Genomic DNA, 22278 nt, shown 5'->3' on the forward strand with positions numbered 1-22278 from the left:
CACACGGTTCCATTCATCCCTCCCAAGCCAGCAACGTCGACAACGAGAGATTCAGACTTTTTCCGTCCTGTCACGCACAGTTTCACCCGATTGCCCTGGAAGGGGGCACCACCGCGGTTGCGAATGCGTCTCAGCTGTGGAAGACTGTGCCCCAGCCGTCGAGGGCCCGGTTCGGGCCTCCGGCAGATCTGAATGATCGAAGAAGGCCGTCCGCATGTTCGAGCCGCTGTGCTCCATGATGACCGGATCCCCGGCCATTACCGTCATGACCGCTGCACCGCTTGTGCCGACCCTTGATGGGCGCTCGGTGCCGAACGGCATGGCCGAAGCGCCGTAAGATTACCGACGGCTCCGCCGGGCCGCTCGCGGCCCTGGCCGGCGCGCCGGCGCCGATTTTCCATCCGATCCCATCCGTTTCCTGTCCGGTCCGGTGTCGGCTGCTCCCTTTGCTGAGCGGCCGGCCGGTCGCCCTGTGCCCTTGCCCTGCCTGACCGGGCAAGGGCACGGGGCCGGGCAGGGGACGCAGAGAAGGCAATTCCATGCTCGCACCCTTTCTGATCATGCTGCGCGAGGGGCTGGAGGCGGCCCTGATCGTGGGCATCATCGCCGGCTATCTGCGCCAGACCGGCCGGCGCGACCAGCTGCCTGCGGTCTGGGTGGGGATCTTCCTTGCCGCCGCCATGGCGCTGTTCACGGGCGCCGCCCTGCAGATGGTCAGCGCCGGCTTTCCGCAGAAGGCACAGGAGCTGTTCGAGGCCGTGGTCGGCATCGCCGCCGTGGTCGTGCTGGTGGCGATGGTGTTCTGGATGCGCCGGGCGGCGAAATCGATCCGCCGCGAGCTGCATGCCGGCATCGATCAGGCGTTGGCGGCAGAGGGCGGCCGTGCAGCCGGCTGGGCGCTGATCGGCATGGTGTTCTTCGCGGTGGCGCGGGAAGGGCTGGAATCGGTGTTCTTCCTGCTGGCGATCTTTCAGCAGAGCCGGGATGCCGCAGCCCCTCTGGGCGCGCTTGCCGGGATTGCGGTGTCGGCGGGGATCGGCTGGGCGATCTATCGCGGCGGGCTGCGGCTGAACCTGGCGCGTTTCTTCCGCTGGACCGGGGTCGTCATCCTGTTCGTGGCGGCGGGGCTGCTGGCCGGCGCGCTGAAGGCCCTGCACGAGGCGGGGCTGTGGAACGGGCTGCAGGGCGTGGTCTACGATCTGGGCCGGGTGCTGCCGGAATCGGGGGCCGTGGGCACGGTGCTGTCGGGGCTGCTCGGCTATCGCGAGGCACCGACTTTGGGGGAGGTGCTGGTCTATGCGGCCTTCCTGGCGGTGACGCTGATCCTGTTCCTGAGGCCGGCCGCCCCCGTGGCTGCGGCACGCCCGGTCGCGCGGGAGGGGTGAGATGAGCGGATCCGAGACCTCTCGTGCCATGCAGCTGGCGGTGGCGGGTGCCGCCATTCTTGCCATCGCCGGTGGTGCTGCCTTCTGGTATGCGACCGAGCAGAGCCGGCAGGCGGGCCCTGATCGGGCCGCCGATCAGGTGGTCACCGTCACCGTCGGGCGCTGCGATCCGCAGACCATCACCCTGCCCGGTGGCCGGCGCAGTTTCGAGATCGTGAATGCCTCGGACCGCCCGATCGAATGGGAGATCCTGGACGGGGTGATGGTGGTGGCGGAGCGCGAGAACATCGTGCCGGGCTTCCACCAGATGCTGACCGTGCAGCTCACCCCCGGCGATTACGAGATCACCTGCGGGCTGCTGTCCAGCCCGCGCGGGGTGCTGCATGTGACGGCCTCGGACGAGGCGGCGGCTGCGGCGTCGGAGGTGACGCTGCGGCAGTTCCTGGGGCCGCTCGCCGAATACCGGGTCTATCTGGTGATGCAGGGTCGGGCGGCGGTGAAGGCCGCGACGGCGCTGCGCGATGCCATCGCGGCCGGCGACCTGGAGGCGGCGCGCCGGGCCTGGACGGCCGCACGGCTGCCCTGGCGCCGGATCGAGCCGCTCGCCTATCGCATTGCCGATCTGCAGGCGGTGATCGATCCGCAGGCGGCCTATCTGGCCGGGCGCGAGGCCGACCCCGGCTTTATCGGCTATCACCGCATCGAATACGGGCTCTTCACCCGGGGCAGTATCGAGGGGCTGTTGCCGGTCGCCGATCGGCTGGTCGCGGATCTTGAAACCCTGAACCAGAGGTTGAAGACCACCGAGGTGACGCCGGCCCTGCTGCTGGCCCTGCCGGCCGACATGACCGGCCGGATCGTCGAGACCCGGCCGGGCGCCGCCGAGGGGGAGGTTGCCGACCAGGATCTGGACGAGCGTCATCTGGACGAGCTTGAGGCCAGCCTCGACGGCATCGCCAAGCTGACCGGCCTGCTGGGGCAGATCGTCTCGGGCGCCGATCCGGCGCTGGAGGCGGAGCTGACTGCCGCACTCGACCGGGTGGCGGGCGATCTTGCCCGCCTGCGCAAGGCCGATGCCGCGACCGCCGCAGCGGGGGAGGGGCGCGCCGCCCTGACGCGCGATCTGGCCGGGCTGAAGACGACCCTGGGCAAGCTGCCCCCCGTGATCGGGATAAGTTGAGATGACTGCAGAATTGAAACGGAAGGCCGGACCCAGCCGGCGCAGCCTGTTGATCGGCCTTGGTGCAGGTGCCGCCGCCGGTGCGCTGATCCGCCCGGCACGGCCGGCCGCCGCGGCGGTCTCCGCCCCCCGGGTGGATGACGCCCCCCACGCCCATCCGGGCAGCATGCAGGGGCGGGTGCCGTTCTACGGCGCCCATCAGGCGGGGATCACCACCCCGCGCCCGGCCAACGGTATCATCGCCGCCTTCGACGTGGTCGCCATGTCGCTGGACGATCTGGAGCGGATGCTGAAGGCCTTGAGCGCGCGCGCCGCTTTCCTCGCCACGGGCGGCCCGGTGGCGGCCCGCGATCCGAAATTACCGCCGGCGGATTCCGGCATTCTGGGGCCGGTGGTCACGCCGGATGATCTGACCATCACCATCGGGCTTGGTGCCTCGCTGTTCGCGCGGCCCTGGCTGGCGGGCCTGGCGCCCGCGAAGCTGACGCGCATGGTGGAATTCCCCAATGACGCGCTGGACCCGGACCTCTGCCACGGCGATCTGTCGATCCAGTTCTGCGCCAATACCCAGGACACCAATATCCACGCGCTGCGCGACATCGTGAAAAACCTGTCGGCCTTTCTGGTGCTGCGCTGGATGGTCGAAGGCTCGGTGCCGCCGGTCGCCGCCGCCGCCGACGGATCGACGCCCAGCGCCCGCAACTTCCTGGGCTTCCGTGACGGCTCGGCCAATCCGGCCTCGGGCGATGCCGCGCTGATGGACCGGGTGGTCTGGACCAGTGCCGCCGACGAACCCGGCTGGGCGCGGGGCGGCAGCTATCAGGCGGTGCGGATCATCCGCAACATGGTCGAGCGCTGGGACCGCACGCCGCTTGCCGAACAGGAACGGATTTTCGGCCGCAACAAGGTGACGGGCGCGCCGCTGGATGGCGGGCCGGGGGCGACGGAGCATGACGTGCCCGATTATGCCGCCGATCCGGACGGGGCGAAGACCCGGCTCGACTCGCATATCCGCCTCGCCAATCCGCGCACGCCCGCAAGCGCCGCCAATCTGATCCTGCGGCGGCCGTTCAACTATTCGCGCGGCGTGATGAAGAACGGCCAGCTGGATCAGGGGCTGATCTTCATCTGCTATCAGGCAGATCTGGAGCAGGGCTTCATCACCGTCCAGAACCGGCTGAACGGCGAGCCGCTGGAGGAATACATCAAGCCGATCGGCGGCGGGTATTTCTTCGTACCGCCCGGTGCCACCGATGCGGACGACTATGTCGGCTCATCGCTGATCCAGGCCGCCCGGCGGGCCTGATCGCCTTGCCGCGTCATACCCTTTACGAGAGATGCAGGAGGCAGCATGGCTGCAAAGCTCTTCACCACCGGTGCCCTGATCGTCGGTCTTGTTGCAGCGACGGCGCCGGCCGCGCTGGCGGCGGATCCGTCGCTCGATCTGGTCGGGCCGCTGTCGGCCTATAAGATCTATGTCGCCGAGAATACCGATCAGCTGGTGAGCGATACCGAGGCGCTGACGGCGGCGATCAAGGCCGGCGATCTCGACAGGGCCAAGGCGCTGTTTGCGCCCACCCGTACCAGCTATGAGAAGATCGAGCCGATCGCCGAGCTGTTCGCCGATCTCGACGGGTCGATCGACGCCCGCGCCGACGACTACGAGAAGGGGGAGAAGGACGAGACCTTCACCGGCTTCCACCGGATCGAATACGGGCTTTGGGAAACCGGCAGCACCCGGGGGCTGGAAGGCTATGCCGACCGGCTGCTGGCCGATGTGAAAGACCTGAACAGCCGGATCAACGCGCTGACCTTCCCGCCGGAAGCGGTGGTCGGCGGGGCCGCGGCGCTGATGGAAGAGGTGGCCGCGACCAAGATCTCGGGCGAGGAAGACCGCTACAGCCATACCGATCTCTGGGATTTCGACGCCAATTTCGCGGGCTCGAAGGAAATCTACGATCTGCTGCGGCCGCTGATCGCCGACAAGGATTTCGTGGCGCGCGTCGACGGCAATTTCGCCGATGCCGGCAAGGTGCTGGAGAAGTACCGAATGTCGGGCGGCGGCTTCGTCTCGTATGAGAAGCTGACCGATGCCGACCGGCGGATCCTGGCGGCGAAGGTGAACACGCTGGCCGAAGATCTGTCGACGCTGCGCGGCAAGCTGGGCCTCGCCTGACCTCACGGACGGGCATCTCTGGCGGCCCGGCGCATCCTGGTCTACACTCCGCGCCGGGCCTGCGGGCCCCCATAAAGAACCAGCCGCCGCGCCTGTGACCGATCCGTTCCGCCCCCAGCCCGTCGCCCGGGGATCCTGGCCCGGACCTTTGTCGCTGCCGGTTTATCCTGTGTGCGGGGGCGTGTCGCCTCCACCGACGCTGCATCGATCCGGCCGCCCGATGGCGGGCCGGGCGTGGGTGCACGTCCGCGACACGAAGGCATCGGAGCCCATGGATCTACCGGCCCTGTTCCGCCGGCATGCGACGGATATCGGATCATCCCTGCGCGCCCGCGGCGTTTCGGCGGATGTCGCCGCCGACATCACCCAGGACGTGTTCGTGAAGCTGCTTGCGGGCGGCGGTGGCACGGCGGTGCTGCACAATCCGCGCGCCTATCTGAAGCGCATCGCGCTCAACCTCCTGGTCGACCGGCACCGGCGTGAGCCGGGGGCGGCGCTGGTCGAGCTGTCGCCCGATCTGCTGGACGAGATCGCCGACGAGGCACCGGATGCCGAGCGCGCCGCCGCGGCCCGCCAGCGGCTGGCGGTGGTGGAGGCGGCACTTGCCGAACTGCCGCCGCGCACAAGGCGGGCCTTCGAACAGCACCGGCTGGGCGAGCGCAGCCTGGCTGAGATCGCAGACGAGCTTGAGGTGTCGACCGCCCGGGTCTGGGCGATGGTGCGCGATGCCTATGGCCATGTGAAACGCCGGCTGGACGAGCACGCAGAATGACGACGGCGCCGCCTGATCGCGAGACGCTCTGGCAGGAGGCTTTCGACCTTCTGATCCGCCGGCAGAACGCCCCCGACAACCCGGTGACCCTGCGGCTGATCGCCGAATGGCGGGCCCGCAGCCCCGTGCATGACGGGATCTGGCGCGAGGCGCTGGAGCTGCACGCCCTGACCGGCCGGGCCGTGGGGGCGGCCGGCCGGATCCCGCAGCCTCCCGCACGCCGGATCGGGCGGCGCGCCGTTCTGGCCGGCGGTGTGGCGCTTGCCGCCGGGGTGGCGGGTTTTGCCCTGATCCCGCGGCTGACTGCCGGGATGCGAACGGATGTCGCCGCCATCACCATGGTCGACCTTCCCGGCGGCGGTCGCGCCACGATCGGGCCGCTGACCGCCGTCACGCTGACCGCTGCCGGTGCCGATCTGCGTGAGGGGCTGGCCTGTTTCGAGCCGGCGGGGACCGCGCCCTTCACCGTGACCTCGGGCGGGCTGTCCCTGCGAAGCGAGGCGGGACCTGCCGTCTTCGACCTGGCCGTTGAGGGCGCGCTGCGGGTGGTGAGCGTCGAACGCGGCGGGGTGCGGCTTTCCGGTCCAGGCGGCACGGCCGTCTGCGCGGCCGGCGAACGGCTGGTGATCGACGGCAGCCGGGGGGGGGTGGCCCGAAGCCGGCTGGCCCCCGGCCAGTTCGCAGCCTGGCGCGAGGGTCGGCTGGTGGTGGAGGGGGAGCCGGTCGCGGCCGTGCTCGCCCGCATCGCCCGTTGGTATGACGGCCGGATCGTGCTGCTGGATGACGATCTCGGCGCGATGCCGATCAGTGGGGTCTATACCACGAGCGACCCGGAGGCGGCGGCCCGGGCGGTGATCCGCCCCTATGGCGGCCGGCTGCGCCGGATCGGGTCTTGGGCGATGGTGATCGACCGGACCTGACATCGCCGTCTTGTTGCGATTGAAAATAATTCGCAAATATGGGGTTCAAATCCGGGCCGGGATTCCGTCCAGGCTGACAGGAGGGTGGCGGTGCATCGGTATGCAGACCGAGGCCCCACCCCTGATCTGCTGCAAGAATGATTGGACGGACGTCACGATGGCTGGTCTTGGTGGACGGGTGCGGCGGCTGCGCCGGATCCTGATGATGTCGGTTGCCGCAACGGCAGCCATGAGCGGGGCGCTGCCGGGGCAGCCGGGGGTGGCGGTCGCACGGGCGGCAGAGCAGAGCTATGCCGTGCCGTCCGGCCCGCTTGCCCAGGCGCTGCAGGTTTTCGGCCAGCAGTCGGGGTTGCAGATCTCGTACATCCCGTCGCTGGCCGCGGGCCGGACCAGCCCGGGTGTCGCGGGCGAGATGGATGCGATGCAGGCGCTGGTGGCGCTGCTTGAGGGCACCGGGCTCGATTTCCGCACGGCAGAGGGGGGCGTCGTGACCCTGGTTCCTGCAGCGGCGATCCGGGGTGAGGCGCAGAAGCTGGATCCGGTGGTGGTCATCAGCACGCTGACCGATATCCGCACCATCGCGACCTCGACGGTGGATCGGGAGACGATCGAGCGGCTCCAGGCCAATTCGGTGCCGGAACTGCTCAACGATCTTCCGGGTGTCGATCTGGTCGGCTCTGCCAGGCCCGACGGGCATTCGCTCAACATCTGGGGGTTCGGCGATCATGAGGATGTGGCGATCACGCTCGACGGTGCCGACAAGAGCTTCGAGAAATACCGCCAGGGCACGGTGTTCATCGAGCCGGAGCTGGTGAAAGAGATCACCGTCGACAAGGGCTCGTTCTCCCCCCGCGGCTATGGCGCTTTCGGCGGCACGGTGGCGCTGACCACCAAATCCGCGTCGGACATGCTGCTGCCGGGGGAGACTATCGGCGGCTTCCTGAAGCTCGGCTACGGCGTCAACGGCAAGGAATGGAGCCGGACCACCGCGCTTTTCGGCCGTGACGACGACAGCGGCGCCGAACTGCTGGTCTCGGCCACCCGGCGCGACAACGACAGGTACCGGACGGCCGACGGGCAGAAGCTCAACCTGTCGGAAGGCGAACTGCTGAGCGGCCATTTCAAGGGCAGCGTCGCGCGCGAGGATCATTTCCTGGAACTGAGCGGCGCCATGTCGACCAGCGACGTGCTCGGCCCCTTCGCCGCCAAGACCGGCCAGATCGTGCCGTCGGATTATCAGATCGATCGCTACGGTTTCGAACAGGCGCTGGCCCGGCTGACCGTGCGGCGCCAGACCGATGACCGCTCGCTGTCGGGCAAATATGTCTACGATCCGGCCGACCCGCTGGTCCGCACCACCGTGCAGCTGTCGTGGTCCGAGACGAAGCAGCACGATAAGCGCCAGGTCGAGGACATCTATGTCAACCTGGGCCTTGGCGGCAATGAAAGCTGGCTGTCTTACGAGAACTACGGCGCCGAGATTTATAACGAGAGCCGCTTTGCGGTCGGTGGCCTGGAGACGACGCTCAGCATCGGCGCCCAGGTGAAGCACCAGGACCGCGACAGCATGGCCTATTCCTGGACGGACCGGAACGATCCCGATCGCAATTACGGCCATCTTCAGCCCTACAACATTCCGGCCGGCACCCAGACGATCTATGCCGGCTGGATGGAATACGAGGTCGATTTCGGCAACGGGCTGACGGTCACGCCGGGCCTGCGCTACGACCATATCCGCACCGACGGCGTGCCCAATGCCGCGGCCGATTACAGCGACCCCGCCAAGGGGCATGACTATTCGGCCGTGGTGCATAAGGGCTTTTCGCCGACGCTGAACGCGCTCTATCAGGTGAACGACAATCTGGCGCTGTTCGGCGGGCTCGCCTACAAGCTGCGCGCACCGCTGGTCGACGAGATCTACGAGGTCGGCACCAACCGGTCCTCCGCGCGCCAGCTGGAGGCCGAGCGTGCTTTCGAAAAGCGGATCGGCGCGGTGCTGACCTTCGGCGATGTCCTGGAGCCGAAGGACAAGGTGCTGACCCGGGTCCAGATCTATCGCAACGACGTGTCGGACAACATCATGCGGGTGTTCGGCTCGCCCAATGTCGGCCGCTATCCCGACCGGGTGCCGAGCCATCACAATCTCCGCGGCTTCTATACCCAGGGCGTGGAGCTGGAAGCCTTCTATGACAGCCCGCTCTACATCGCCGGCTTGAGCCTCGCCTATGCCGAAGGCGAGCATGAGGGATCGGTGCGCGACATCTATGGTGCCGATCAGCCGGTCTACGACATCGCGCCGTTCAAGCTGGTCGCCCAGTTCGGCCGCAAGATCCCGGAATACGCCCTGCTGGTCGGCTGGAAGGGGCTGTTCGTCGCCGGCCAGGACGACGTCCCGAATGATGCGTTGATCCCCTATACACCCTATCCGGCCAGCGCCGGCTATGGTGTCCACGACGTCTATGTCAGCTGGACGCCGCGCGACGGCCTGTTCGGCGGGGCGACCGCACGGCTGACGGTGCAGAACCTGTTCGACAAGGATTACAAGGCCTATTTCAACGGCTTCTCGGCCAAGGGGCGCAGCGTGAAGGCGGCGGTGGCCTACACTTTCTGATCCGCCAGCCGGGCCGAGACCCGGCGGACGGTCAGCACCAGCACCGGGCAGATCAGGCCGCAATAGCACCCCATGCCGGCGATCAGCCAGGGCAGGGGAATCCCGGCATCGACCAGCAGCCCGGCAAGGCCGGGGCCGGCGGCGGCGGCCAGCACCATGGCCGCCACCACCACCCCCCGCACGGCGCCCAGATGGCGGGTGCCGTAGACCTCGGGCCAGAGGCTGCCGAAAAGGGTGAGCGAGATGCCGTCGGTGATGCCGTAGAGCAGCATGAAGGCGAAGGCCGACCAGGGCGCCTCGACGCCGGCCAGAACCAGGCAGGCGGCCCCGAAGGGCAGCAGATAGACCGGCAGCAGGCGCCGCGCGCTTGCCCGGTCGATCAGATGGCCCGACAGCAGGACATTGCCGATCGCGATCACGGCATAAAGGGTGAAGGCCGAGGCGAAGACCTCGGGCGCCCAGCCGCGGGCGGCGGCAAGGCTGGTCTGGTGGAAGAAGATGGTGTTGCTGATGAAGGCGGGCGGCAGCATGCCGGCCAGCAGCAGATAGAAACACGGATCGCGCAGCACCTCGGCCCGCGACCAGTGGCGGACGGGTGGCGCGGCTGCGGCCGGACCCGCCGCCGCCGGCTGCCGGTCGCGGGCGGCAAGCCGGGCCAGCACCGGCCAGAGCAGCAGAACAAGGCCGGCCGCGACGATCCAGCCGAGGCGCCAGCCGATGGCGCCCGCCAGCACCACCTGACCCAGCGGCAGCAGCGCCTGACCGGTGTTGAGGCCAAGGGCCGCGATCGAGACCGCGCGGCCGCGCCCGGCCGCGAACCAGCGGCCGATGGTGGTATAGGCCAGATGCACCATCATCCCCTGCCCGCAGAAGCGGAGCAGCAGCAGGCCCGGGATCAGCTGGAGAAGGTGAGTTGCCGTGCCGGTCAGCACGGCACCGGCCGCGAAGGCGGGCAAAGTGAAGGCCAGCACGCGCGTGACCGGCATCCGGTCGACCAGCCCGCCGGTCAGTGCCAGCAGCAGGGCCCCGCCCAGGGTGACGGCGGTGTAGATCAGCCCGAAATCGCCCGCCGAAAGGCTGAACGCCGCCCGGATGTCGTTCCCCGACAGCGCCACGAAAAAGGTCTGCCCGAAAGACGAGGCGAACATCGCAAGATAGCCGGTCGCATACCAGCGGGCATCGGCGCGAAGCGGGGCCAGGATCGGCGGAAGGTTCGGGGCAAGGTTCGGGGCAAGAGGCACGCGGCTGGGGCCGGGGCGGCGGCAGGGACGGGAACCCGCAGCCTGCACCATCCGTGCCGCAAAGGCGATGGGTGATCCGTCAGCCGTCAGCCGCCGGTTGCGCGGTTCTCCTGCGCCCAGCCGCGCGGCGCGCGGCCGTGGACGCGCTTGAAGGCCGTGCCGAAGGCGCTTTCCGAGGCATAGCCCAGCCGTTCGGCCAGGGCACCGATCGTGGTACCGCCCCGGCGCAGCGCCGCCCGGGCCAGGCGCATCCGCCAGTGGAGAAGATGGTCGATCGGCGTGGTGCCGGTCGCCTCGGCGAAGCGCCGGGCAAAGCCCGATCGCGACATGGCGGCAAGCCGCGCCAGCTCTGCCACCGTCCAGTCGCGGCCGGGATCGGCATGCATGGCGGCAAGGGCCGCGCCGATCTTCGGATCGGCAAGCGCCGCAAGCAGCCAGCCTCCCTCTTGCGTCGCGCGGCCGGCATGGGCGCGCAACATGTCGATCAGCAGCACCTCGGCCAGGCGCCGGGCCACCAGATCCACCCCCAGATCCCCGGCCAGAAGCTCGGCTTCCAGCCGCGCCAGGGTTGCCCGCACCCCGGCCGCGCGGGGATCGGCCATGTCGATCTTAAGGAAGGGCGGCAGGATCCCGTGCAGCAGCTCGCCATCCGGGCGGTCGATGGTGAAGCTGCCGCCGATCAGCACCACCTCGTCCCCGCCACAGGTGACGCTGCCGCGCGCGGCGGCGGCGAACAGCGCCGATCCGTCCGCCGGCGGCAGCTCCGGATCGCTCGCGACCGTATAGCCGGGGGGAAGGGCCAGCAGGAAGGCATCGCCCGCCTGCAACTGCACCGGCGCGCCACCGTCGAGGGTCAGCCAGCATCGGCCGCGCAGCACGGCGTTGAACTTGACCAGCGGGCGGGGCCGGAAGGCCAGCGACCAGTCGCCGCCGGCTTCCAGCCGCACGAAAGCGGCCCCCCGCACGTCGAGCAGGCCGAGGATGCCGGAGAGGGGGTCGGTCGACATTGGACGATCTCGCCGAAACTCTGGATCCCGTCTCATAGCAACACCGAAAGCTGCCGGCTAGCCTCTTGGAAACCTATCGATGACGGAGGCGATGCGATGACGGATGGGATCGAGGGCAAGGTGGTGGTGGTGACCGGTGCCGGCAGCGGCATCGGCGCGGCGACGGCCCGCCGGCTGGCGGCAGGCGGCGCCAGGCTGGTGCTGGCCGGGCGGGGGGCCGCGCGGCTGGAACAGGTGGCCGCGTCGATTGCCGCCGATGGCGGCACGGTCGCCTGGATGGCCGCCGACGTCGCCACACGCGACGGGCCGGCGGGTCTGGTCGATCTGGCGCTCAAACGCTTCGGGCGGCTGGACGTGCTGGTCTCCAATGCCGGTGTCGCGCCGATCGGTCCCTTCGACGATCTGGCGGTCGACGACTGGGACCGGATGATCGACATCAATCTGCGCGGTGTGCTCTATGGCATCGCGGCGGCGCTGCCGGTGTTCCGCCGCCAGACATCCGGCCATTTCGTGACGGTGATCTCCACCGCCGGGCTGCGCATCGTGCCGGGGATGGGGGTCTATGCGGCAACCAAGAATGCGGTCCGCACGGTGATGGAGGGGCTGCGCCAGGAATCGCGCGGCGATTTCCGCGTCACCGGCATTTCGCCCGGCTTCGTGCGCACCGATCTTGCGGCATCGATGCCTGATCCGGGAAAGATGGCGGGCATGCAGGCCCGGATGGCGGAGATCGGCCTGGATGCCGATGCCGTCGCCCGCAGCATCGCCTTCGCGATCGCCGAGCCCGACGGGGTCGATATCGGCGATCTGGTGATCCGGCCGACCGTTCAGGACTGAGCCCCCTGCCTCCCCCCAATGGCCCGCCCCCAGCGGCCCGCACCATGGCCCATCCGGGTCATAGTGCCATCCGCGACGAGCTTTCAGACTCGGCCCCGGTTGCTGTGAAAAGAGGGGGCGGGGGCATGCGGGTCATCATCGTGGGCGGCGGCATCGGCGGCCTGGGTGCCGCCTGGCGGCTGAGGGCCGAGGGGCACCAGGTGGTGCTGCTTGAAAAGGCGGCCGAGCCGGGCGGGCGCTGCCGGTCGGTGTTCTGGCAGGGCGCCTGGGTTCCGACGGGCGCCTTCGCCTTTCTGGGCGCCGAAACCAATCTCGCCGATCTGTCGCGTGAGCTGGGGCTGCATGCACCGGACGACCTGCTGGACCTGACGGCCGCCCATCGCTGGAACGTGCTGATCCGCCGCCGCGAGGTGGCGGATTTCGGCGCCTTCGACCCGATGAGCGCCGCCCGCCATCCGGCGATCCCCTTTGCCGAGAAGGCCCGGCTGCTGGTGGCCCTGCCGCGGCTGGCCCGGCGGATGCTGGCGGCCGATCCGCGCGACCTGACCAGCGTGGTGGCCCTGGACGACGTCAATGCCTGCGAGCATTTCCGGCGTCTGTCACCTGCCTTCGTCGACTATTTCCTCGAACCCTGCATGGGCATGTTCTGCGGCTATGGCGCCGAGGATTTCTCCCTGGCCTGGACGGCCTGGAGTTCGGCCGGGCGGCTGTCCTGGGCCGGCAACCATATGTGGAGCTATCGCGAGCGTGGCGTCGGCCGGCTGACCTGGGCGCTGGGCCGGGCCTTTGCGGCCGATCCGGGCACCGACTATCGCACCGGCTGCACGGTGCACCAGGTGCGCCATGATGCCGACGGTGTGCAGGTTGCGTGCAGCCGGGCGGACGAGGCGCCGGAGGTCATCCGCGCCGATGCCGTGATCATGGCGGTACCCGGCCATCTGGTCGCCGGGCTGATGCCTGATCTGGATGCCGGGCGGCGCGGCTTCTTCGAGGCGATCGACTATGCCGGCCACCACATCGTCTATTACCTGCTGTACCGGCCCAAGGGCGATCTGCTCGACACCTATGTTCTGCCGGCGGCCGACGGCTTCCATCGCACCGGCAATATGCGCTTCACCGATCGCGGCGACGGCACCACCCTGGCGCATGCCCAGTGGAAGGATGCCGGCTGCCGGCAGCATGCCGATGCGACGGATGCGGAGCTGATCGCGATCACCTGGGGGGACATGGTCGAGGCGGTGCCGGGGCTGGCCGGCACGCGGCTGATCGATGCCTTCGTCTCGCGCCAGCCGGCGGCGATCTGCAAGCGGCCCAAGGGCTTCGTCACCCGGCTCAAGGCCTTTCGGGATCTGGGGCCGCTGCCGCGGGTGGCGTTCTGCGGCGACTATCTGACCAACAGCACCGTGGGCCAGGCCCATTGGTCGGGGTTGCAGGCGGCGTCGGAGATCATGGCGCGCGGCTGAGCATCCAGGCGCAGAGGGCGGTGCGGTTGGCGACCCCGGCTTTCGCGAACACCGCCCGCAGATGGTTTTTCACCGTCTCGGGGCTGAGGCCCAGCCGGCGGGCGATCGCCTTGTTGGTGGCGCCATCCGCCACCAGCCGGGCGATTTCGGCCTCTCGTGCGGTGAATGGCTGTGCGGCGGCGGGCAGGCGGCGATGGGCCAGGGCATAGCTCATCTCCAGCGCCGGAACCAGCGCGGCGGCGAGGCTGCGATCTTCGGAGGAAAAGTCGGGGGCATCCTGGTTGCGCACCAGGCTGAGTGCCGCCGCGATCCGGCCGTCCTGGCGGATGGCGAGGGTCAGCACATGGCGCGCGCCCGTGGGCCGGAGCAGGGTTTCGAAATAGGGCGCGCGCTGAAGCCCGTGCCCGGGCACCAGATCCGACAGCCGGACGACCGGCGGCGTGCCGGGTCGGCTGTCATCCAGCCAGGCGCGGATCGGGTCGTGGCTGCGGACCTGCTGGCGATAGGTCTCGGCGCACCAGCCGGGCCAGGCGATGAAACGGCTTTCTCCACCATCGCTGCCGCGCAACGACAGCACCGCGCGGGGCGCATCGAACAGGGCGGCGATCGACCGGGCGCCTGCGGTCGCAAACCCCCGTGGATCATGGGCACGGCCGAGCGCGGCAAGTGTCCGGCCCAGCCGGTCGGCATCGATCTCCATGGCAGCCTCTCCCTTCCATCGGGCCGGTCGGCGGGCGCCGGCTGCAGTATCATCCTGCATCGCGCGCACCTTCCGTCGGCGTCCCGTCGCGACTAGATTGACGCAGATCCCGATCCTTACGGAAGGCGGCAGGCGGCATGAATGCGGATTTCTGGCACGGCAAATGGCAGCGCAACGAGATCGGCTTCCATGAAGGCCGGCCCAATCATTTCCTGGTGAAGCATGCCGACCGTCTGGAGGCGGGGGCGGGCAGCCGCGTCTTTCTGCCGCTCTGCGGCAAGACCCGCGACATCGCCTGGCTGATGGGGCGGGGCGCCCGGGTTGCCGGCGCCGAGCTGAACCGCGGCGCGATCGAGCAGCTTTTCGCCGAGCTGGAGCTTGCCCCCGAGGTGACGGCGGCGGGGCCGCTGGAGCGCTTCTCCGCCGCCGGTATCGACATCTTCGTGGGCGACGTCTTCGCGCTCACCCCGGCGCATCTGGGGCCGGTGGATGCGATCTATGACCGCGCGGCGCTGGTGGCCCTGCCGGCGGATGTCCGGCGGCGCTATGCCGGTCATCTCCGCGGCCTGACCGGCGGCGCACGCCAGCTGCTGATCAGCTATGAATACGACCAGTCGCTGGCCAAGGGCCCGCCCTTCTCGGTGCAGGCCCGCGAGATCCATGCGCTCTACGGCGCGGACTACCAGGTTCAGGAGCTTGAGACCGCGCCGGTCGAGCGCGGTCTCAAAGGCTTGAGCGAGGTGGTCGAGCGCATCTGGCAGCTGACGCCGCGCGGGGATTGAGGCCGGGTTACGGCTTCGGGCGGAACACCCCGTTTTCGTCGCGCACCAGCGGTGCCGGCTGGCGCGGCAGCGGCGCGCCCGGCGCCTCGGCGATCGTCACCCCCTCCGGCCAGTCCGCCGGGGCGATGGCGACATAGCGGGCGAAGCCGCCGGAACCGCCTTCGGGCTTTGCGAAACCGATCGTCACCAGGGCGCCCGCCTCGGGCACCTTGTCGAGATTGGCGACGCCTTCGGCCTGCACGAAATCATTGTGCAGCAGCCAGTGTTCGCCCTCCAGCGTCGGCGTGGTGTCGGTGTCGAGCGGCTCGTGACCATGGAACAGGATCCTGCGTTCCAGGTGCAGGAATTTGAGCGCGTCGAGCCCGACCCCGGGGAAGGGCTTCTGGTTGAAGCGCGCCGTGTCGCTCCATTTTTTGTACCAGTCGGAGCGCACGAACACGACCGAGCCTTCGGGAATGCGGCCGTGCTTCGCCTCCCAGGCCTCGATATCGGCGATCTGGAGGTGATAGCCTTCATCGGCCGCCACCTTGCCGCTGATGTCGATCACCACCAGCGGCCGCACGGCATAGGTCGGCGGCAGATCGCTGATCGTGGCACCCAGCGGGTTCCAGTGCGAGGGCGGGTCGAGCTGGGTGCCGTACTGGTCGGTGGTCAGGTCATAGGCCGAGGCGACGAAGCCGTGCTTGTCGTAGGTGAATTCCTCGCCCGTCGCGACATAGCCCGGAATGTCCTGGCCCGCCACTGCCGGCTTGAACCGGGCGTTGGAAAAGCCCGGCCAGACCGGCTGCACCGGCGCGAAGGCATGGGTGAGGTCGATGTATTTCGCCGATTTCAGGCTCTCGTCATAGACCTTCCACAGCGAACCATCCCCGGCGAGCGCGCTGCCGCCCGCGGCGAGGAAGGTTGCGGCGGCCAGCGCCAGCCGTGTCACGAACCGCGTCGTCATCCTGCTCTCCTCAGCGCAAAGGATACCGGGGGATGCAGCTATCCTCGGGCATGTTGCGCATCGGTGTCGAGAGGCAGGCGCGGTCAGGCGGCGTCGGTGGCCCTGTGCGTCGCGAACAGCCGCCGGCCCAGGGCATGGGCGGTGTCGAGATGGGCGGCGGCCGTCTCTCCGGGGTCGGTGTCGACCATCAGCTCGGTGGTCGCCACCGGCGCGCCGCAATAGTCGAAGATGCCGTGGTCGATCTGGGTGCGCATGGCGCCGAAATAGCCGTGGCGGGCATAGGTGCGCAGATCGGCGCCGCCCAGCGCCACCAGATGCACCGGCAGCCGGCCCAGCAGCTTGCGGATCCCCTTGCCCGACCGGTCGTCATAGGCCCAGCCATTGCTGAACACCCGGTCGATCCAGCCCTTGAGCAGGCCGGGCATCGACCACCAGTAGACGGGATAGACCAGCACCAGGGCATCGGCCCGATCGATCCGCTGCTGTTCGGCACGGATATCGGCCGGGATCGGGGCCCGGCCGCGATGGGCGGCGAAATCGGCGGCGGAAAAGCGCGGATCGAAGCCTTCGGCCGCCAGATCGGCGCGGGTAGCGCTATGCCCGGCCTCCGCCACGCCGTCGGCAATGCGGGCGGCCACGGCATGGGTCAGGGAACCGGGATCGGGATGCGAGAGGACGATGAGCGCATGCATGGGGCGTGCTCTCCGGTGCAGATGGATGGGGGCAGGGGGGATGGATTGCAGATCGGGGGTAGGTGATATATACTTTTAGTAAGTTACTTTTGGTATATAGGCCATGTCAAGCGTCCCGACAGACCGTTCTTCCACACCACGTCGCCGCCTCAGCCGCGAGGACCGGCTGCGCCAGCTGCTCGACATCTCGTGGACGGTGATCCGCGACGAGGGCACGGATGCCCTGACCCTGGGCCGGCTGGCCGAGCGGGCGGGGGTCACCAAGCCGGTGGTCTATGATCATTTCGGCACCCGTGAGGGGCTGCTGACCGCGCTCTATCGCGATTTCGACGCCCGCCAGACCGCCACGATGACCGCAGCGCTGGAGGCAGGCGCCCCCACGGCTGCTAATCGGGCGCGGATCATCGCCGCCTGCTATGTCGATTGCGTGGCGGCCCAGGGGCGCGAGATCCCGGGCGTGCTCGCGGCCCTTGCCGGATCACCCGAGCTGGCGGCGCTGAAGCGGGACTATCAGCGCGCCTTTCTGGAAACCTGCCGGCAGCTGCTGGGGCCTTTCGCGCCGGGCGGCGACCTGCCGGCCGCCGGGCTCTGGGCGATGCTGGGGGCGGCGGACGCCCTGTCGGATGCCGCGGTGGCGGGGGATCTGACGACAGCGGAGGCGCAGGCGGAACTCCGCCGGATCCTGCTCGATCTGATCGCCCGCGGCGCGGCGGGCGCGGGCGGCTGATCAGTCCTGGTATTGGTTGCGGGCTGCGCGGATTGCGGCGTGGTTCTCGTCGGCCCAGACCACCAGCGCCCGCATCGGCTCCATGAACGACCGGCCGAGATCGGTCAACTCGTACTCCACCCGGGGCGGCACCTCGGCATAGACGGTGCGGCGCACGAAACCGTCCTGTTCCAGGCGCCTCAGGGTACGCGACAGCATCTGCTTCGAGATGTCGCCGATCTGGCGGCCCAGCTCGTTGAACCGCTTCGTCCCCTCCCAGAGGCTGGAGAGCACCAGCATGCTCCACTGGTCGCCGATCCGGTCCAGAACGTCGCGGATCGGGCAGGGCTCGTCCGCCGGGCGGTCCCAGGGGCCCGGCGGGTCGTTGCGCGGGGTGTTCCCGGCGGTCTGCGTTGCCATGTCGCCTCTCCCGGAAGGCCGCAAAGGTCACGCCGCAGTGACCAGATGACGCGAAGATGACTTCTTGCGCGGGATCAGGGTTTAGCATACCTCGGATCCACGGTCCACTTTCCGGACCGGGTCTTGAATGAAGACCACCCTCCATATCCGAGCGGAAGGATCCCTCAATCATGGCGAAGATCGCCCTCATCGGCGCCTCGGGCAATGCCGGCGCGCGCATCCTGAAAGAGCTGTCGGATCGCGGCCATACCGTGACCGGCATCGCGCGGCACCCTGAAAAGATCGCCGCCCTGCCGGGCGTGACCGCGGTTGCGGGCGATGTGTTCGACGTCGAGGGCCTGGCGGCGATCCTGAAGGGGCACGACGCGGTCGTCAGCTCGGTCCATTTCCTGGCGAGCGACCCCGACAAGCTGATCGCGGCGGTCCGCGCCTCGGGGGTTACGCGCTATCTGGTGGTCGGCGGTGCCGGCAGCCTGGAGGTGGCGCCGGGCAAGCGCCTGGTCGATCAGCCGGATTTCCCCGCCGCCTATCATGCCGAGGCCAGCAAGGGCGCCGAATTCCTCGACATCCTGCGCGGCATCGACGACCTGGACTGGACCTTCCTGTCGCCGGCGGCCATGTTCGTGCCCGGCGAGCGCACCGGCACCTTCCGTCTCGGCACCGATCAGCTGCTGGTGGGCGAGGGCGGCAGCAGCATCTCGTTCGAGGATTACGCCGTGGCGCTGGTCGACGAGATCGAGACGCCGAAGCATATCCGCCGGCGCTTCACCGTGGGCTACTGACCCGTCGCCAGCCCGCGCAATGCCTCCACCGCCGCGCGCAGGCCCCGGGTCAGGCGCTTGTCGCGGCGGATCACCACCGCCAGCCGGCGGTGCAGGCGGGGGAAGAGCGGCCGGACGGTGATGCCGGGCAGGGTGCCGCCCGGCACCGCCATGCCCGGCAGAACCGAACAGCCGAGCCCGGCGCCGACCATGGCCTTGATCGCCTCGACGCTGCCGAGCGACATCACCGGCCGGAGCGGCACCGCCGCCCCCGCGAACCAGTCGTCGACGATCCGCCGGGTGTTGCCGCCGGGCTCGAACAATAGCAGCGGCAGCCCCGTCAGGCTGGACGCGGCGACCCGTGCCGGCAGGGCCATCTCGGCCGGGGCGATGGCGACGAAATCATCCTCCAGCACCGGCGTGATCTCGAGCATCCGCCCCGCGGCCGGCAGGGTGACCAGGCCCAGATCGATCAGATTGTCTTCGATCGCCTTGACGATATCGGCGGTGTTGCCGGTGGTGACCGTGATCTCGGTGCCGGGAAAGCGGCGGCGCAGCTCTCCCAGCAGCGGCGGCAGCAGGAAGATGCAGGCGGTGGCGCCGGTGCCGAGCCGCACGCGCCCCGCATCGCCGGCGGCGTGATGCGACACGGCCTCGATCGCGGCGCCGACCGCGGCATCGATCTTCGGCGCATGGGCCAGCAATTCGGCGCCCGCTGCCGTCGGCCGGGCCTTGCGGCCGACCCGTTCGATCAGCGTGGTGCCGAGCCGGCGTTCCAGCTGCCGGATCTGCAGGCTGACCGCCGGCTGGCTCAGCCCCAGCCGTTCCGCGGCAGCTGTGAAGCTGCCGCAGTCGATCACGGTCAGGAAGGTACCCAGATAGTCGAGATCCAGCCGGTTCATCCGATAAGAATTCCTCATGCTCTGCATGATTTCCAGAAGCTTCTTTGATGCTCTGGCGCGCGCCATGATGGCGGGGCGGAGCGGGACGCGATGACGGCGCCCGGCCCGGAACCGGAAAGACCGATCCCATGGACATCGCCAGGATTTCGACGGCGGCCGCCCCAGGCGCGGCCTCCGCCAGGGTGGTCGTGCGCGACGCGACGCCCACGGACATGGCCGCCATCGCGGCCATCTACGCTCATCACGTCCGCCACGGCCGGGCGAGTTTCGAGGAAGAGCCGCCTTCGGTGGCCGAAATCACCGATCGCTGGCAGGGTGTCGTCGCCCGCAATCTGCCCTATCTGGTCGCCGTGCTGGGCGACCGGGTGGCGGGCTATGCCTATGCCACCCTCTATCGGCCGCGATCGGCCTATCGGTTCACGGTCGAGGATTCGGTTTATGTGGCGCCCGATCTGGGCGGGCGGGGCATCGGCACCGCCCTGCTGGGGGCGCTGATCGGGCGTTGCGAGGCCGGCCCCTGGCGGCAGATGCTGGCGGTGATCGGCGATTCGGCCAATGCCGGCTCGATCGCGCTTCACCGCCGCATGGGCTTCCGCCTTGTCGGCACCTTCGAATCGGTCGGGTTCAAATTCGGCGGCTGGCTGAATTCGGTGCTGATGCAGCGCCCGCTGGGCGAGGGGGATGCGACCCTGCCCGGCGATCGCGGCCGATGATCGCCCGGGGCATCGTCCTGCGTCTGGCCCTGGCCCAGCTCGTCGCCTGGGGGGTGAGCTATTATCTGATCGGCGTGTTCGGCACGGCGATCGCCGCCGATCTGGGCTGGGGCGCGGCCGAGGTGCATGGCGGTTTCGCGCTGGGCCTGGCGGTCCCCGGCCTTGCCGCGCCTTTCGCCGGCCGGTTGGTCGACCGGCATGGCGGGCGGGGGGTGATGATCGCAGGCGCACTCGCCATGACCGCGGGTTGCCTGCTGCTGGCGGCGGCCCAAGGCCCGCTGATTTATGTCGCGGCCTGGATCTGCCTGGGCCTCGCCATGTCCTTCACGCTTTATGATGCCGCCTTCGCCACCCTCGCCCGGATCGGCGGCCGTGAGGCGGGGCCGGCCATGTCGGCCGTCACCCTGCTGGGCGGCCTGTCGTCCAGCCTTTTCTGGCCGCTGGGCCAGGGGCTGATGCAGGCGCTGGGCTGGCGAGGTGCGGTGGTCGTCTATGCCGTGCTGGCGCTCGCCACCCTGCCGCTGCATCTGGGGCTGCCGGCCGGGCACGGGCCCTGCCCGGCCATCCTGCGGCCGGTGCCGGCCGCGCGCACGCCCCCGACTGCGCGCAGGCCCCTGGCTCCGGCCATGCTTTATGCGCTGATCATGGCGGTGGCGGCCTTTCTGGCGGCCGGCATGGCCGCCCATATGATCGCGATCCTGGCCGGGCTGGGGCTCGGGGCCCAGGCGGCGGTCTGGGTTGCCGCCGCCCGAGGGGTCGGCCAGTCGGCGGCCCGGCTGTGCGAGGTGGTGACGGGCGGTCGCAGCGATGCGAAGCGGTTGAATCTGATCGCCTGCCTGCTGCTGCCGCCCGCTTTTGCCGCCTGCCTCGCGGGCGGCAGTTCGGTCGTGGCGGCGCTCGGCTTCTCGCTCGCCTATGGTGGCGGCAACGGCCTCTTGACCATCACCCGCGGGACCCTGCCGCTGGTGCTGTTCGATCCCCGCCGTTACGGGCTGACGGTGGGTCGGCTGATCGCACCGGGCTTCGCCGCCGCGGCCGTGGCCCCCGTCGCCTATGCTGCGGTCATGGCGCGCTGGGGGGCAGAGGGCGCGCTGGTTCTGTCGCTCGGCCTCGGCATCATCGCGGGTCTGGCGGCGCTGCTGCTGTTCAGGGTCGTCCCCCGGCCGGCCTGATCGTTAATACTGCCGAAATGATGATGTCGGATCAGGGGAGATTATTTCAAAGTCCATCCGGGCGCATCTTGTGCGGCACCCAGGGCCACTCAGACCCAGGGCCACTCAGGCCCAGGGCCACTCAGGCAGGAGACGACAGATGAGCGGACAGGATCAGACGGCGCCGCGGGTTGCGATCGTGACCGGTGCCTCGCGCGGCATCGGTGCCGCGATCGCCCGGCGTCTGGCCGGGGACGGGCTGGCGGTGGTGGTGAATTATGCCGGCAATGCCGGGGCCGCCGAAGAGGTGGTGGCCGGCATCACCGATGCCGGCGGGCGGGCAGTGGCCTGCCGAGCCGACATCGCCCGCAGCGAGGACGTGACCGGCCTGTTCGATGCGGCGATCGCGGCCTTCGGCCGGGTCGACGTGGTGGTCAACAATGCCGGCGTCATGACGCTGGGCCCGATCGCCGGGATGACCGACGAGGTCTTCGACCGGATGATCGCGATCAATCTGCGCGGCAGTTTCAACGTGATGCGCGCGGCGGCGGGGCGCCTGGGCGAGGGCGGGCGGATCGTCAACCTGTCGTCCAGCGTGGTCGGCCTGCTGCAGCCGGGCTATGGCCCTTATGCCGGCACCAAGGCCGCCGTCGAGGCGATGACCATGGTTCTGGCGCGGGAACTGCGCGGCCGCGGCATCACGGTCAACGCAGTCGCCCCCGGACCCACCGCCACCGACCTGTTCCTGGACGGCAAGTCGCCGGAGCTGGTCGACCGTCTGGCGAAGCTGTCGCCGCTGGAGCGGCTGGGCACGCCCGGCGACATCGCCGCGGCGGTCGCCTTCCTGGCCGGCCCCGACGGCGCCTGGATCGACGGCCAGACCCTCAGGGCCAATGGCGGGGTGGTCTGAGGG

The 22278-nt window shown here is 69.4% G+C and carries 23 protein-coding genes; 16 read left to right on the plus strand and 7 right to left on the minus strand.

Going from position 1 to position 22278, the window contains the following annotated elements:
- Positions 1-214 precede the first annotated feature (214 nt).
- The 8 genes from CMO28_RS24945 (at position 215) to CMO28_RS24980 (ending at position 9044) form a co-directional block, all read left to right on the plus strand.
- The gene (locus CMO28_RS24945) at positions 215-337 is read left to right on the plus strand and encodes a hypothetical protein (RefSeq protein ID WP_267021083.1); all 123 of its coding nucleotides are present in this window, start codon (positions 215-217) and stop codon (positions 335-337) included.
- 202 nt (positions 338-539) lie between these two features.
- A complete protein-coding gene (gene efeU, locus CMO28_RS24950) occupies positions 540-1385 on the plus strand; it encodes an iron uptake transporter permease EfeU (protein ID WP_014748158.1) in 846 nt (281 codons plus the stop codon).
- Between the two features lies 1 nt (position 1386).
- Positions 1387-2565 carry an iron uptake system protein EfeO gene (gene efeO, locus CMO28_RS24955; RefSeq protein ID WP_296718665.1) on the plus strand — a complete coding sequence of 393 codons (1179 nt, stop codon included), beginning with the start codon at positions 1387-1389 and terminating at the stop codon, positions 2563-2565.
- A gap of 1 nt (position 2566) precedes the next feature.
- A complete protein-coding gene (gene efeB, locus CMO28_RS24960) occupies positions 2567-3871 on the plus strand; it encodes an iron uptake transporter deferrochelatase/peroxidase subunit (protein WP_296718670.1) in 1305 nt (434 codons plus the stop codon).
- 45 nt (positions 3872-3916) lie between these two features.
- On the plus strand, positions 3917-4741 hold the full coding sequence (gene efeO, locus CMO28_RS24965; RefSeq protein WP_296718673.1) for an iron uptake system protein EfeO: 825 nt from the start codon (positions 3917-3919) through the stop codon (positions 4739-4741).
- Positions 4742-5012: 271 nt separating this feature from the next.
- Positions 5013-5513 carry an RNA polymerase sigma factor gene (locus CMO28_RS24970; RefSeq protein WP_296718677.1) on the plus strand — a complete coding sequence of 167 codons (501 nt, stop codon included), beginning with the start codon at positions 5013-5015 and terminating at the stop codon, positions 5511-5513.
- Positions 5510-6433, plus strand: coding sequence for a FecR family protein (locus CMO28_RS24975; protein ID WP_296718679.1), 924 nt, complete (start codon positions 5510-5512; stop codon positions 6431-6433). Before CMO28_RS24970 ends, CMO28_RS24975 begins: the two co-directional genes overlap by 4 nt.
- A 157-nt stretch (positions 6434-6590) precedes the next feature.
- Positions 6591-9044 (plus strand): TonB-dependent receptor, encoded by a 2454-nt coding sequence (locus CMO28_RS24980; RefSeq protein WP_296718682.1) that lies wholly within the window; start codon positions 6591-6593, stop codon positions 9042-9044.
- On the opposite strand, the gene CMO28_RS24985 is transcribed toward CMO28_RS24980, so the two are convergent.
- Both CMO28_RS24985 and CMO28_RS24990 read right to left on the minus strand, forming a co-directional pair.
- Complete coding sequence (locus CMO28_RS24985; RefSeq protein ID WP_296718685.1) at positions 9032-10285, minus strand: MFS transporter; 1254 nt, start codon at positions 10283-10285, stop codon at positions 9032-9034. The genes CMO28_RS24980 and CMO28_RS24985 overlap by 13 nt on opposite strands.
- Before the next feature lie 86 nt (positions 10286-10371).
- Positions 10372-11292 carry an AraC family transcriptional regulator gene (locus CMO28_RS24990; protein ID WP_082828439.1) on the minus strand — a complete coding sequence of 307 codons (921 nt, stop codon included), beginning with the start codon at positions 11290-11292 and terminating at the stop codon, positions 10372-10374.
- Positions 11293-11388: 96 nt separating this feature from the next.
- Between CMO28_RS24990 and CMO28_RS24995 the strand changes: the two genes are divergently transcribed.
- On the plus strand, positions 11389-12129 hold the full coding sequence (locus CMO28_RS24995; protein WP_296718692.1) for an SDR family oxidoreductase: 741 nt from the start codon (positions 11389-11391) through the stop codon (positions 12127-12129).
- Positions 12130-12254: 125 nt separating this feature from the next.
- Complete coding sequence (locus tag CMO28_RS25000) at positions 12255-13592, plus strand: FAD-dependent oxidoreductase (protein WP_296718695.1); 1338 nt, start codon at positions 12255-12257, stop codon at positions 13590-13592.
- Here CMO28_RS25000 and CMO28_RS25005 read toward each other — a convergent pair.
- Positions 13576-14292 (minus strand): helix-turn-helix transcriptional regulator, encoded by a 717-nt coding sequence (locus CMO28_RS25005; protein WP_296718697.1) that lies wholly within the window; start codon positions 14290-14292, stop codon positions 13576-13578. The two genes, CMO28_RS25000 and CMO28_RS25005, sit on opposite strands and share 17 nt — an antisense overlap.
- A 137-nt stretch (positions 14293-14429) precedes the next feature.
- Between CMO28_RS25005 and tmpT the strand changes: the two genes are divergently transcribed.
- On the plus strand, positions 14430-15074 hold the full coding sequence (tmpT, locus tag CMO28_RS25010; RefSeq protein WP_296718700.1) for a thiopurine S-methyltransferase: 645 nt from the start codon (positions 14430-14432) through the stop codon (positions 15072-15074).
- A gap of 7 nt (positions 15075-15081) precedes the next feature.
- Here tmpT and CMO28_RS25015 read toward each other — a convergent pair whose 3' ends face one another.
- Positions 15082-16020 carry a cyclase family protein gene (locus CMO28_RS25015; protein ID WP_296718703.1) on the minus strand — a complete coding sequence of 313 codons (939 nt, stop codon included), beginning with the start codon at positions 16018-16020 and terminating at the stop codon, positions 15082-15084.
- A gap of 83 nt (positions 16021-16103) precedes the next feature.
- Positions 16104-16712 (minus strand): NAD(P)H-dependent oxidoreductase, encoded by a 609-nt coding sequence (locus tag CMO28_RS25020; protein WP_296718707.1) that lies wholly within the window; start codon positions 16710-16712, stop codon positions 16104-16106.
- 103 nt (positions 16713-16815) lie between these two features.
- On the opposite strand from CMO28_RS25020, the gene CMO28_RS25025 reads away from it, so the two are divergent.
- Entirely contained in the window at positions 16816-17439 is a 624-nt protein-coding gene (locus tag CMO28_RS25025; protein ID WP_296718710.1) for a TetR/AcrR family transcriptional regulator, read from the plus strand.
- Here the strand turns inward: CMO28_RS25025 and CMO28_RS25030 are convergent, their stop codons facing one another.
- On the minus strand, positions 17440-17838 hold the full coding sequence (locus CMO28_RS25030; protein ID WP_296718712.1) for a winged helix-turn-helix transcriptional regulator: 399 nt from the start codon (positions 17836-17838) through the stop codon (positions 17440-17442).
- A gap of 170 nt (positions 17839-18008) precedes the next feature.
- Between CMO28_RS25030 and CMO28_RS25035 the strand changes: the two genes are divergently transcribed.
- Positions 18009-18620: an NAD(P)-dependent oxidoreductase gene (locus CMO28_RS25035; protein ID WP_296718715.1), complete on the plus strand. Its 612-nt coding sequence runs from the start codon at positions 18009-18011 to the stop codon at positions 18618-18620.
- Here CMO28_RS25035 and CMO28_RS25040 read toward each other — a convergent pair.
- On the minus strand, positions 18614-19519 hold the full coding sequence (locus CMO28_RS25040; protein WP_296718718.1) for a LysR family transcriptional regulator: 906 nt from the start codon (positions 19517-19519) through the stop codon (positions 18614-18616). The genes CMO28_RS25035 and CMO28_RS25040 overlap by 7 nt on opposite strands.
- A gap of 110 nt (positions 19520-19629) precedes the next feature.
- Here CMO28_RS25040 and CMO28_RS25045 point away from each other — a divergent pair, with 110 nt between their 5' ends.
- The 3 genes from CMO28_RS25045 to CMO28_RS25055 all read left to right on the plus strand — a co-directional run bounded on the left by CMO28_RS25045 (position 19630) and on the right by CMO28_RS25055 (position 22275).
- Complete coding sequence (locus CMO28_RS25045) at positions 19630-20214, plus strand: GNAT family N-acetyltransferase (RefSeq protein WP_296718721.1); 585 nt, start codon at positions 19630-19632, stop codon at positions 20212-20214.
- A complete protein-coding gene (locus CMO28_RS25050; RefSeq protein WP_296718724.1) occupies positions 20211-21386 on the plus strand; it encodes an MFS transporter in 1176 nt (391 codons plus the stop codon). Before CMO28_RS25045 ends, CMO28_RS25050 begins: the two co-directional genes overlap by 4 nt.
- A gap of 139 nt (positions 21387-21525) precedes the next feature.
- Positions 21526-22275, plus strand: a complete 750-nt coding sequence (locus CMO28_RS25055) for an SDR family oxidoreductase (RefSeq protein ID WP_296718726.1) — start codon at positions 21526-21528, stop codon at positions 22273-22275.
- Positions 22276-22278 lie beyond the last annotated feature (3 nt).

Source organism: Tistrella sp., assembly GCF_002684955.1.
GTDB lineage: Bacteria > Pseudomonadota > Alphaproteobacteria > Tistrellales > Tistrellaceae > Tistrella > Tistrella mobilis.